Genomic DNA, 13,012 nt, shown 5'->3' on the forward strand with positions numbered 1-13,012 from the left:
TTTGAGTCAATTCTCATTGTTTATACTGTTCCAACCTGCTGAAATATTGGATGAGGAATTGATAGAAATTCTTCTCGGATGGTCCAATTTCTCTATGTTTTGGAATAATAACTCCAACTGTTCGCATGGCTTTTGGTGTTTCAATCGGTACTTTGACTGTGAACCGGGGAACAGAGTCATAGAAAGTACTCTCAGGTAATAGGCTAACACCAATTCCTGCGGAAACAAGCCCTTTTAATGCATCCATATCCTCCCCTTCGGACGCAATGTTCGGTTCAAAACCAGCCTCATGACAGGCGTCTACAGCAATTTTTCGAAGAATATATCCATCTGGAAATAAGACGAATCGATCCGTCCGCAAGTCACTTAAATATAGACTTTTTCGATCAGCCAAGGGGTGATGCTCAGGAATTAATGCAACGATATTTTCCATAAATAAAATTTTTGCCTCCAAATCTGGTTCCTTCATGGGGACAGGGCCGAGAAAGGCTAAATCAATTTCTCCGTTTTTAACTGCATCAATTAAGAAGGCATAGGAGCCATGCCGCAAATGGAAATTAACATTTGGCGCAACTTCCTTATAAGCCGAAATAAGATTTGGTAGCCAATAGATGGAGAGACTTGAAGGATATCCAATATGAAGCGTACCTCCTAGTGGATTGAGATATTCTTCTACTTTTTCCTTTCCCTCTTCTAATGTTTTTAAAGCCCCTTTTGCAAATTCTAAAAAAATATTTCCGACCTGTGTAATCTTAATATTCCTGCCAACCCTTTCTAATAACTTAACCCCTAACTCCTCTTCCAGTTTGGTAATTTGATAGCTAACTGCTGATTGTGCCACGTTTAGATTGTCCGCTGCCTCTGTAACATGCTGCCGTTCCGCTACTTCGATTAAATAACGTAATTGACGAAGCTCCATTGTTATTCCTCCTTTTATTTATATAAAAATTAGATTGATTTGATATAAATTATATATTGTTTGTATTAATTAGAAAACCTAAAATAGTTCATATAAATATATCGATAATTCAACAAACAGGGAGAGATTTGAAATGACGTACCATCAACTACCAAAAGCACAAGGTCTCTACCGTCCAGAATTTGAACATGATGCCTGTGGAATCGGCTTGTATGCTCACATAAAAGGAAATGCCACACATGATATTGTGGCAAAAGGACTAAAAATGCTTTGTCAATTGGATCATCGCGGAGGACAGGGGAGTGACCCACTTACAGGCGATGGCGCTGGACTTATGGTTCAAATACCGGATCTGTTTTTCCGTCAAGAATGTTCATCAATAAATTTACCTGAAAAAGGGGAATACGGCGTAGGGATGCTGTTTTTCTCTAAGGATGACGGTGAACGAGAAGAAATTGAAAACTATATCAATAAAATGGTCGAACAAGAGGGGCAAACGGTGCTTGGCTGGAGAACGGTTCCGGTCAATGCCGAAACAATAGGGGTAACAGCACAGGAAAGTTGTCCTGTTATTCGCCAGTTATTTGTTGGTGACAGCGAAAATACGGATTCATTAGCATTTGAACGGAAGTTGTACGTAATTAGGAAACAAGCGGAAAAATGGGCAAAGGATTCTGAATATCGGTTTTATTTTGCTAGTTTTTCTAGCAGGACGATTGTATACAAAGGTCTGTTAACGCCAGAGCAAGTAGATCAGTTCTATTTGGATCTGCAGAATGAGAATTTTGTCTCTGCGTTTGCTTTAGTGCACTCGCGCTTTAGTACAAATACATTTCCGAGCTGGGAAAGAGCACATCCAAACCGTTATTTAATTCACAACGGCGAGATTAATACACTTCAGGGAAATATTCACTGGATGAAGGCGCGGGAAAGTCAATTTGTTTCAGAGGCGTTTGGAACGGATTTGGAAAAAGTACTGCCAATCCTTGATACAGATGGAAGTGATTCATCGATTTTAGACAATGCGCTTGAATTTTTAGTGCTTGCCGGCCGAAAGCCAGCACATGCAGCGATGATGCTTGTCCCAGAGCCATGGTCTGAAAATCCTCATATCACAGAGGAAAAAAGAGCTTTTTATGAATTTCACAGTACTTTAATGGAGCCTTGGGATGGACCGTCCGCTATTTCTTTCACTGACGGAAAACAAATTGGTGCTATTTTGGATCGGAATGGACTACGTCCGGCACGTTATTATGTTACAGAAGATGATTACATTATTTTTTCATCAGAGGTTGGAGTTATCGATGTAGAGCCAGAAAAGGTATTGTACAAAGAGCGTCTTCGCCCAGGGAAAATGCTATTGATTGATTTAGAAGAAGGAAGAATTATTTCCGATGAGGAAATTAAATCACAGTTGGCGAGTCAACAGCCGTATCAGCAATGGTTAAATGATCAGCTTGTTCGCTTGGAAGCGAGTGTAGAGGCTGAGGGAGAGAGTCGGGCTGATTTACTGACCCTTCAAAAAGCCTTTGGATATACGTATGAAGATATTCAAAAATACATCCTTCCAGCCGTGACTGAAGGCAAGGATCCTCTAGGCGCAATGGGGAATGATATGCCGCTTGCTGTTTTATCAGACCGTCCTCAAACTTTGTTTAACTACTTTAAGCAATTATTTGCCCAAGTAACCAATCCGCCAGTTGACTCGATTCGTGAAGCAATTGTTACTTCAACCATTTCCTATTTAGGAGCAGAAGGTAATTTACTTCACCCATCGGCAGAAAATAGTCGTCGGATTCAGTTGGAAACACCAGTTCTAACCAACAGCCAGCTTGAAGATTTAAAGACGAACGATTCATTTAAAAGCAATGTAATCGACATCCTGTTCGCAGAGGATTTAGAGAATAGCCTTAAGGAAATTTGCTGTCAAGCAGATAAAGCAATTGCAGACGGAGCAAGCTTAATTATCCTGTCTGATCGAAATATCAATGAAAAAGAGGTTGCAATACCATCGTTATTGGCAGTGAGCACCCTTCATCAACACTTGATTCGTGAAGGATTAAGAACGAAGGCGAGTATCCTAATTGAAACAGGGGAAGTAAGAGAAGTTCACCATTTTGCGGTACTGCTCGGATATGGTGTTGATGCGATTAACCCTTATCTTGCGTTCGCTACCTATCAGCAGGCTATCGCGGAAGGAACTTTACCATTCACCTATCAAGAAGCGGTGAAGAAGTATATCTATGCCATGACTGAGGGCGTTGTGAAGGTCATGTCAAAAATGGGGATTTCAACCGTGCAAAGTTACCGTGGCGCACAAATTTTTGAAGCTGTTGGGATCAGCTCTGTGGTTATCGATACCTACTTCACTGGAACAGTTTCCCAGCTTGGTGGGATTGGTTTAGACACTATCGCCCAGGAAGCGAAGCTGCGACACGCGGAGGCTTTTGCTGGATCACCCGACAAGACCTTAGAATCAGGAAGTAATTTTCAATGGAGACATGATGGTGAACACCATGCCTTTAATCCTGGAACTATCCATACATTGCAATGGGCTTGTCGTAATGGTGATTATGAATTATTTAAAAAATACTCGACGCAGGCAAATGAAGAAAGACTTGGCTTCTTACGCAACCTATTCTCCTTTAATGGAACCCAACAAGCTGTGCCGATTGAGGAAGTAGAGTCAGTAGATTCAATTGTCCGCCGCTTTAAGACTGGTGCAATGTCGTTTGGATCTATTAGTAAGGAAGCACATGAAACATTGGCGATTGCCATGAACCGATTAGGCGGAAAAAGCAACTCCGGTGAAGGCGGGGAAGATTCAAGCCGTTTTGTTATAGATGAAAATGGCGACAACAGAGGAAGTGCGATCAAGCAGGTTGCTTCCGGCCGTTTTGGAGTAAAAAGTCATTATCTTGTTAATGCCGAAGAGCTGCAAATTAAAATGGCACAAGGAGCAAAACCTGGTGAAGGCGGCCAGTTGATGGGTACGAAAGTATATCCATGGGTTGCCGACGTTCGTGGGGCAACGCCGGGAGTCAGCTTAATTTCGCCTCCGCCGCACCATGATATTTATTCCATCGAGGATTTGGCGCAGCTGATCCATGATTTGAAAAATGCCAATCGTGATGCCCGTATCAGCGTTAAGCTTGTTTCAAAAGGCGGGGTAGGAACAATTGCTGCAGGTGTGGCAAAAGCAGTAGCAGATGTGATCGTGATCAGCGGTTACGACGGTGGAACGGGTGCCTCCCCGAAAACGAGCATTCAGCACGCCGGTTTGCCGTGGGAACTTGGATTAGCAGAGGCTCACCAAACGCTTATGCTAAATGGTTTGCGCGATCGGGTTGTGCTTGAAACAGACGGAAAATTAATGACTGGCAAGGATGTAGTTATGGCGGCTTTGCTCGGAGCGGAGGAATTTGGCTTTGCAACCGCACCGCTGGTTGTCCTTGGCTGTGTCATGATGCGTGTGTGTCATTTGGATACATGTCCAGTTGGGATTGCCACTCAAAACCCTGAGCTTCGCAGAAAGTTCACGGGAGAAGCAGATTATATCGTTAACTTTATGCGATTCATTGCACAGGAAGTGCGTGAACTTATGGCTGAGCTTGGTTTCAGAAGTGTTGAGGAAATGGTCGGCCGTGCAGATGTATTATCAGTAAGTGAGCGGGCAAAATCACATTGGAAGGCACAGCATTTGGATTTAACATCGTTACTTTATAAGCCTGAAGGACACCGGACCTTTAAAACTCCACAAAATCATAGAATTAACGAATCGCTTGATATTAAACACATTCTTCCGGCTGTTCAACCAGCTATAGAGCGTGGAACACCTGTAGATCTAAGCTTTCCAATCTCAAACATCAACCGCGTGGCGGGAACCATCGTCGGAAGTGAAGTTTCCAAACGGTACGGTGAAGATGGACTTCGGGAGGATACAATTACCTTACGATTTACCGGTTCTGCCGGACAAAGCTTTGGTGCCTTTGTACCAAAAGGAATGACTCTTGAACTTACCGGGGACGCGAACGATTATGTTGGTAAAGGTCTATCTGGCGGAAAAATTATTGTTAGAGCAGAAGAGCATATGAAAATCGCCTCTGGAGAAAACGTTATTGCTGGGAATGTCGCCTTTATCGGTGCAACTAGTGGTGAAGCTTATATTAATGGTCGTGCAGGCGAACGTTTTGCTGTTCGTAACAGCGGTGTAAATGTTGTTGTTGAAGGAATAGGTGACCATGGCTGTGAGTATATGACTGGCGGGCGTGTTGTTATTTTGGGTGATGTTGGTAAAAATTTTGCAGCTGGAATGTCCGGCGGAATTGCCTATGTTTTAGCGGAAGACAAGGATGCATTTAAGCATTTGTGTAATCAAGAATTAATTGAATTTGAATCGGTATCAACTACTGCCGACCAGGATGAGCTAAAACTGTTAATCGAAAACCATTTCCGTTACACACAAAGTGTAAAGGCTAGCTGTGTTCTAGAAGACTGGGAAAAGTGTGTTAGAAAATTTGTCAAAGTCATTCCGAAGGATTATAAACGGATGATTCATTTGATTGAAGAGCAAAAATTAGCAGGATTATCTGAAGAAGAAGCAGTAATGAGCGCCTTTTTAGCGAACTCCTCTGCAAAACCAAAATCATCTAAACAGCAGGAAGCTGCAAATCGCTAAGAAAGGGGAGAGGAACAATGGGGAAACCAACTGGGTTTATGGAATATTCCCGCGAAAAAGTGGGAGAAAGAAATCCGCTAACACGCCAAAACGATTGGAAAGAGTATACAGTTCCTTTTTCTGATGAAAAGTTACGTACACAGGGGGCGCGGTGCATGGATTGCTCCATCCCCTTCTGCCATACCGGAATGGAGATTCAAGGAGCAACATCTGGCTGTCCGATTCACAACCTGATCCCAGAGTGGAATGATCTAGTCTATCGCGGTCGTTGGAAAGAAGCGCTTGATCGGCTGTTGAAGACAAATAATTTTCCTGAGTTTACAGGAAGGGTTTGTCCGGCTCCATGTGAAGGTTCATGTACATTGGCGATTTCCGACCCAGCGGTTACAATCAAGAATATTGAACAAGCCATCATTGATAAAGGCTTTGAAAACGGATGGATTACACCAAGGATTCCAAGGTCACGGACTGGTAAGAAAGTGGCGATTATCGGTTCAGGTCCTGCTGGTTTGGCAGCAGCTGATCAGCTTAATCAAGCAGGCCACTCCGTAACGGTTTATGAGCGTGCCAACCGTCCAGGTGGATTGCTGATGTATGGAATTCCGAACATGAAGCTTGAAAAAGAAGTAGTAGAACGCCGGGTTCGTTTATTGACACAGGAAGGTATTGACTTTGTTACGAATACAGAAGTGGGTAAAGATATCACAGCTGCAGAACTACAAGCACAGTTCGATGCGGTCATCCTTTGTACAGGTGCTCAAAGGCAGCGGGACTTAGTGATTGAAGGTCGTGAAGCTAAGGGAATTCACTTTGCGATGGATTATTTAACTCTAGCGACAAAAAGTCTATTAGACTCGAACTTTGAGGATGGTCAATTTATCGATGTAGAGGATAAAGACGTCATCGTTATCGGCGGTGGAGACACAGGTGCCGACTGTGTGGCAACAGCGCTTCGTCAAAAAGCCAAGAGTGTTGTGCAGTTTGGCAAGCACCCGCAATTACCTGGTCAACGTACATCAGCTAATTTATGGCCAGCTTATCCTAACGTCTTTACTATGGATTATGCATATAAGGAAGCAGAAGCCAAATTTGGCGATGATCCACGTCAATACTCGATTCAAACAAAGAAAATCGTTGCCGATGAGAATGGGAATCTTAAAGAACTTCACACCATCCAAATGGAGAAGCTAAAGGATGAAGAAGGTCGTTATTATTTTAAAGAAATCCCAGGCACGGAAAAAGTATGGCCAGCTCAATTCGTATTTATTGCAATCGGCTTTGAAGGTACGGAACAGCCTCTATTAAGCCAATTCGGTGTAAAGGCAGTCAACCAAAGGGTTTCTGCTAAATACGGGGAGTTTACAACCAACGTAGAAGGAGTATTCGCTGCAGGCGATGCTAGAAGAGGCCAAAGCCTCATCGTTTGGGCGATCAACGAAGGCCGGGAAGTGGCAGCGGAAGTTCACAAATATTTGATGTAATCAAATCAAAGGGGACGGTTCTCCTGGCCAAAAATGGCCAAGAGAACCGTCCCCTTTGTCTTCACTGGGTATCCGCCACGTTAGATAATTCATCGGGTCTTTGCCCATCTTGTAAATCGGCAATTGTCAGTCCAAAATCCATTTGGAGATGTGGATAATCTTTAAAATTTTTCCAATCTCCGCCCCACTCAAACCCCAATGACTTTGCGATTTGCACTACCTCGGACCAATCGGACTTTCCATTTTCATTTCGATCATATTGACGATCCCAAATGACATCTCCTGAAGGAGTTTCAAGTGCAAAATCAATCGCAAGCCCATAATTATGATAGGATTCTCCACCTTTTGCATTCGTAACAATATTTCCCTCTGCTGTTCTTCCTTGTTCATAAATGGTATTCTGCTCCTCTGTACTGCGGAAACCGTCAGTAACCAAAACGACAATTCCTTTTTTTGCTGCTTGTTGGACTAATTGGTCGCTTCGTTCCTTTACTATGGGATGGAGTTCGGTTGGTAAAGGTACAACTTTCTCTTGTTCAATGCCTGTTGCTTTAGACGGTGTGGTTTCGTTGTCTTTAAATATCAAAATAGTACTAATCCCTAGAACAATTAGAAAAAGTAACCATTTAATCCTTTTCATGGTGCATCTTCCTTCCGTGTTTAGAAGACTACTAAACTCTTTCTAAGCCGAGCTTTCGTCCTCCTTCTATTTATCTATCAATCCCTATCATTGTTCAATATAAACCTTAAACAATTCTTAAATAGTATCTGTTCCATATTAAACAACCATGGTCTTTTAGTAAAGGTTATCTATTAATTTTACCATAGACCCCTTGAGTAGAGTTTTTAAAATTACATCTTGTATTTTATGTTTAAGAAAACTTTAAGGATGTTCCTTCATAATAAGGCTATTCAATCATTCATGCACATAAACGCTTGAAAAAATAGAGTTAGGGAGGATTAAACCGTTGAAATTAAAAGTACTAATCCTAATACTTGCCATGGGAATACTTATAGGAGTTAATTATGCGGAAGCACAAAAATCAGATTCTGAGCCTACTACTGAAATTAGTGATGAAATAGAAGAAACAAATCTAGAAGAACAGACTACAATATCTGATACGAATTCGAATGTATTATCCACTGATAATACAGTTCCGAGTACTGATCAGGCTCAAATTGTGAGTCAGGTCCAGGATGGGAAAATAGTTGATGTTCCCCATATCCAGCAAATGCCTGAATTACCACGAGGTTGTGAAGTTACTAGTCTAGCGATGCTCCTTCAATATGCAAGTGTTTCTGTAGACAAAATGACGCTTGCAAGCGAAATAACCACCATTCCTTTCCGTGATTCAAATGGATTAAGAGGTAATCCAAACGATGGATTTGTAGGGGATATTTATTCATTTGATAATCCAGGATATGGCGTTTACCATGCCCCAATCGCAGCTTTAGCAGAAACTTATTTACCAGGTAGAATAATAGATTTAACAGGTGGTAGTATTGAATCTGTTTATAATATGATAGACAATGGTTCTCCTGTTTGGGTCATTACAAATTCAAGATTTTCTCAGCTGCCGGAAAGTGAATTTACCACATGGCAAACATCCTCCGGGGAAATTCAAATTACCTATAGGGAGCACAGTGTATTAGTAGTAGGCTATGACGAAAATAATGTGTATATAAATGATCCATTAGCAGACCAACCATATACAGCCGTTTCAAGAGATAGTTTTGAAGATTCATGGATTCAAATGGGAAAACAAGCTATTAGTTATCAGTAATATTGATAAGAAAGCAGCGGGGTGGCATCGCGCGTTCGTTGCTCGGTTTGTAATACTTAGGTAATAACAAAAAAGGCATGAGTTGGTTTGATTCCAACTCATGCCTTTTAGATTGATAAAAATGAACTTCCTAATTAAATGGATGCACGATTTGATTCCAGCTTCTTCCTCCAAGATAATTGCGCGATGACTAAGACGAAAAGAGCACATAATCCAACCCCGGCCAAAATGTAAAATCCAGTAGCATACGTTCCTGTCATTTGTTTAAGTGATCCAAGTATGTTAGGAACAAAGAATCCTCCCACGCCACCGGCAGCTCCGACAATACCTGTTATTACACCAATTTCCTCTTGGAATCGCTGAGGAACCAATTGGAATACCGCACCATTCCCCATTCCAAGACAAAGCATCCCAATAAACAATCCTGCAATAGCAAATGGCAGGGCAGGAAGCTGGCTTATGCTGAACATAGTGATTCCAACTCCAATAAATAAGAAAGTTAATAATCGAACCCCACCGATTTTATCTGCGATGTATCCGCCGACTGGTCGGAAAAAACTTCCCGCTGCGACACACAAAGTAACGAAATCACCAGCACGTACCTTTGTTAACGCATATTGATCTACAAAAAAGATACTTAAAAAGCTTGATAGTCCGACAAAACCGCCGAAGGTAACGCTATAAAGCAGGCAAAAATATAAGGTATCTTTTTGTTTAAAAACCTGAAAGTATTCTTTCATCGGTTTTGCTTTCGGCTGGGACGGGGCATCTTTGGCCATTACAACGTATAAAACCATAACGATGAGAAGGGGAATAAGAGCAAGCCCGATTACATTATGCCAGCCGATACTTTCGGCCAACCGTGGTCCAAATAAAGTAGCCAATAGCGTACCGCTGTTCCCCGCACCTGCAATACCCATAGCTAATCCCTGTAAATGCGGCGGGTACCACCGGCTCGCCATTGGAATGGCCGCCGCAAAGCTTGCACCTGCTACTCCGAGAAGTATTCCAATCATGAAAAGCTCTGTAACGGTTTGACCGTATAACCATCCCCATATGAGTGGAATGATTGTCACAGTCATCCCACTGATGGCTGTTTTTTTAGGACCAATTCGATCTGTTAAGAAACCAAGAATCAATCGAAAAAAAGAACCGCTTAAGATGGGAACAGCAACTATTAAACCTCTCTCTGAAGGAGAGAGATTGAAATCATTTGTGATATAAACCCCTAATGCCCCCAACATAACCCAAATCATGAAACTGATATCAAAGTAAAGAAATGAGGCGACCAATGATGGTGCATGACCCGCCTTTTTTAAATCTGCTAGTTTCATCCTATCTACTCCTCTCTATTAATCTTTGTTTTATTATCAGGAGTTACCACCCAATATTTTTCGTTCCTTTTGAAAATAAGACTTTAGCTAGTAGAATGACGAATGAAATCAATCCAATATTAATTTTCATTTTTTTATACCTCCTAATTTTTATAGTTTTAAGAATAGTCTGATACTGGCGTTTTGTCTCAATTGCTGTGAAGAAACCTAACACATGTATTTTTTTCTCCCATGAAAAATCTGTATAATAACAAGGTTTATTGCTTATTCAATAAAATTAAATCTTCATAAGGATTCCTTCTTCTTTTAGCTTAGAGAAAACTAGTATGTAAGGAAATATAACGTGTTTCATTTTTTTATTTTGACTTTATGTGATAATTGATGGCATTAAGTTTATGTCAGATGAAATAACAGCTGGAGGTTTAAAATGGGTAAAAAAAGGCTGGTATTAGTTGGTAACGGAATGGCAGGTGTCCGTTGTATAGAGGAAATTTTAAAACTCGATCCTTTAGGTTTTGAGATTACTATTTTTGGAAGTGAACCCCACGTAAATTATAACCGTATTCTTTTATCCTCCATTTTACAGGGCGGCACTTCTTTTGGAGATATCACGGTGCATGATCGTGAATGGTATGGGCGTCATCATATAAATTTGTATACGGGAGAAACGGTAATCGAAATTGATAAACATTTACAGGTTATCAAGACGGATCAACACCAAATCGTTCCTTATGATTATCTGATTATCGCTACTGGCTCTGTTCCATTTTCACTTCCGATTCCAGGTGCCGATAAACTGGGAGTGGTTACCTTCAGAACCATTGAAGATTGTCAGAAAATGATAGAGATTTCTAAAAAAAATAAAAAAGCAGTGGTGATTGGTGGAGGGGTATTGGGGTTAGAAGCAGCAAAGGGTCTGCTTAATCTTGGGATGAACGTGTCTGTCGTTCATATTGGCAGTTATTTAATGGAAAGGCAGTTAGATGAAACTGCTGCAAGAATGCTTCAAGAAGAACTGGAAAGTCAAGGAATGAAATTCCTATTCCAAAAAGAGACGAAGGAAATCGTTGGAGATATTGGTGCGAAAGGTGTCACTTTTAAAGATGGAACAGAAGTTGAGGCAAATTTGGTTGTGATGGCTGCAGGTGTCAGACCGAATGTTCAACTCGCAAAAAAGACTGGAATTGAAACAAACCGTGCAATTCTAGTCAATGATTATATGGAGACGAGTATACCGAACATTTACGCTGTGGGAGAATGTGTTGAGCATCGAGGAATGGTATATGGCTTGGTACAGCCTCTTTATGAACAAGGTAAAACCTTAGCAAAACGGATTTGTGGTATAGAAGGTCAAGGGTATGAAGGAAGTGTTCTCTCCACGCAGCTGAAAATTTCCGGTATAGACCTGTTTTCAGTAGGAGTCATTCATGATAATGAGTCTTCAAACCAATCAATAAAGATTTATGATGAAGTTCAAGGAATTTATAAAAAAGTAGTTTTTCAGGATCATAGGATTATCGGGGCAGTGTTGTTTGGTGATACAAAAGAACGAACGAAACTGCTCGATATGATTCTTAAATATCAGGATGTGTCCGATTTAGAAAAGGTTTCACTATTTCCACAGGCGAAGGACGATGGATTTCCTATTGCTTCCATTCCAGCTAGTAAGATTATTTGTAATTGCAATAGTGTGACGAAAGGGACTATTCAGGAGGCTATCCAACGAGAAGGGTTAAATACTGTTGAAGAAATCAAAAAATGTACGAAAGCTTCAAGCTCCTGCGGAGGATGTAAACCACTCGTGGCCGACCTGTTGTCCTATATACAAAATCATGAAGTTGAAAAAGTCATAGAAGAAAAGTCGTGTCTGTGTTCTTGTACAACATTAAATGATGATGAAGTGGTTCAGGAGATGCAGAGGCAAGGTTTAACAACTATACAGGAAGTCATGGAAGTCTTAGATTGGAAAAATAGCGAAGGCTGTTCGATTTGCCGTCCAGCCATTAACTATTATTTAGGAATGATCAATCCAGAGTATGAGAGTAAACAACAAGCTCTTTTTATCAACGAAAAAATGAATGCAGTGATTCAATCCGATGGGAACTATACTCTTATCCCACAAATGTATGGCGGTATCACCAATCCAGAGCAATTAAGAAAAATTGCTCAAGCAGCTGAAAAATATCATATAAATGATGTGGCAATCACGAGTGATCAAAGAATTCATTTACTTGGTGTTAAAAAAGAAGATTTGTCCGATGTATGGGCAGAATTGAACATGCCCTTAAGTTCGCCGCAAGCGAATGGTGTCCAAAATATTACAACATGTATTGGTGAACATATTTGTTCATGCGATAAAAAACCATCTATTGAGCTTGCAGTAAGCCTCGAAAAGCAATTAGAATTCCTCACTACCCCTTACCGGATCAAAATGGGCATATCCTCTTGCTTGCATAATGGTGCAGGTTCGACCACAAAAGATGTTGGCGCCATTGGGGTTGACCGGGGCTGGGAAATTTATATCGGCGGAAGCAGCGAGCGGCATGGTCGCTCAGGTGAGTTATTGTGTGTTGCTGCCACCTCTGAGGAAGCGATGGAGTTAATCATAGGTTTTGTTCAATATTATCGTGAGACAGCTAATTACTTGGAGCGAACATGGGGATGGGTAGAAAGAGTCGGCTTGGTTCATGTAAGGGAAGTTTTATTTGATGATGAACTTCGCCAGCACCTGCTCGAGCATTTGGCAGAGGAGATTGCTTTACGCAAGAATTTAGTAGAGAAAAGCCTCTTATAACAAATTCATAATTAAAATACGC

Annotated in this window: 7 protein-coding genes; 4 read left to right on the forward strand and 3 right to left on the reverse strand. The window is 41.2% G+C overall.

The genetic code is table 11. From position 1 onward, the window contains the following. Window positions 1–13 precede the first annotated feature (13 nt). Complete coding sequence (gltC, locus tag QNH48_RS10855) at window positions 14–919, reverse strand: glutamate biosynthesis transcriptional regulator GltC (protein WP_283954895.1); 906 nt, start codon at window positions 917–919, stop codon at window positions 14–16. 133 nt (window positions 920–1,052) lie between these two features. On the opposite strand from gltC, the gene gltB reads away from it, so the two are divergent. Next, window positions 1,053–5,597, forward strand: a complete 4,545-nt coding sequence (gltB, locus tag QNH48_RS10860; protein ID WP_283954896.1) for a glutamate synthase large subunit — start codon at window positions 1,053–1,055, stop codon at window positions 5,595–5,597. Between the two features lie 17 nt (window positions 5,598–5,614). Further along, on the forward strand, window positions 5,615–7,078 hold the full coding sequence (gene gltD / locus QNH48_RS10865; RefSeq protein WP_283954897.1) for a glutamate synthase small subunit: 1,464 nt from the start codon (window positions 5,615–5,617) through the stop codon (window positions 7,076–7,078). Between the two features lie 61 nt (window positions 7,079–7,139). On the opposite strand, the gene QNH48_RS10870 is transcribed toward gltD, so the two are convergent. After that, entirely contained in the window at window positions 7,140–7,718 is a 579-nt protein-coding gene (locus QNH48_RS10870) for a M15 family metallopeptidase (RefSeq protein ID WP_283954898.1), read from the reverse strand. Window positions 7,719–8,046: 328 nt separating this feature from the next. Here QNH48_RS10870 and QNH48_RS10875 point away from each other — a divergent pair, with 328 nt between their 5' ends. Further along, complete coding sequence (locus QNH48_RS10875) at window positions 8,047–8,862, forward strand: C39 family peptidase (protein ID WP_283954899.1); 816 nt, start codon at window positions 8,047–8,049, stop codon at window positions 8,860–8,862. Window positions 8,863–8,996: 134 nt separating this feature from the next. Here the strand turns inward: QNH48_RS10875 and QNH48_RS10880 are convergent, their stop codons facing one another. Next, window positions 8,997–10,196, reverse strand: coding sequence for a nitrate/nitrite transporter (locus QNH48_RS10880; protein ID WP_283954900.1), 1,200 nt, complete (start codon window positions 10,194–10,196; stop codon window positions 8,997–8,999). A 427-nt stretch (window positions 10,197–10,623) separates the two neighbouring features. On the opposite strand from QNH48_RS10880, the gene nirB reads away from it, so the two are divergent. Continuing rightward, the gene (gene nirB / locus QNH48_RS10885; RefSeq protein WP_283954901.1) at window positions 10,624–12,990 is read left to right on the forward strand and encodes a nitrite reductase large subunit NirB; all 2,367 of its coding nucleotides are present in this window, start codon (window positions 10,624–10,626) and stop codon (window positions 12,988–12,990) included. The last annotated feature ends 22 nt before the right edge of the window (window positions 12,991–13,012 follow it).

It is taken from the genome of Neobacillus sp. YX16 (genome assembly GCF_030123505.1).
Taxonomy (GTDB): Bacteria; Bacillota; Bacilli; order Bacillales; family Cytobacillaceae; genus Neobacillus.

What these genes read in the sequence shown, in the direction of transcription:
- gltC (WP_283954895.1), bottom strand. Translation starts at nt 919, where the DNA reads ATGGAGCTTCGTCAATTACGTTATTTAATCGAAGTAGCGGAACGGCAG.
- gltB (WP_283954896.1), top strand. Translation starts at nt 1,053, where the DNA reads ATGACGTACCATCAACTACCAAAAGCACAAGGTCTCTACCGTCCAGAA.
- gltD (WP_283954897.1), top strand. Translation starts at nt 5,615, where the DNA reads ATGGGGAAACCAACTGGGTTTATGGAATATTCCCGCGAAAAAGTGGGA.
- QNH48_RS10870 (WP_283954898.1), bottom strand. Translation starts at nt 7,718, where the DNA reads ATGAAAAGGATTAAATGGTTACTTTTTCTAATTGTTCTAGGGATTAGT.
- QNH48_RS10880 (WP_283954900.1), bottom strand. Translation starts at nt 10,196, where the DNA reads ATGAAACTAGCAGATTTAAAAAAGGCGGGTCATGCACCATCATTGGTC.
- nirB (WP_283954901.1), top strand. Translation starts at nt 10,624, where the DNA reads ATGGGTAAAAAAAGGCTGGTATTAGTTGGTAACGGAATGGCAGGTGTC.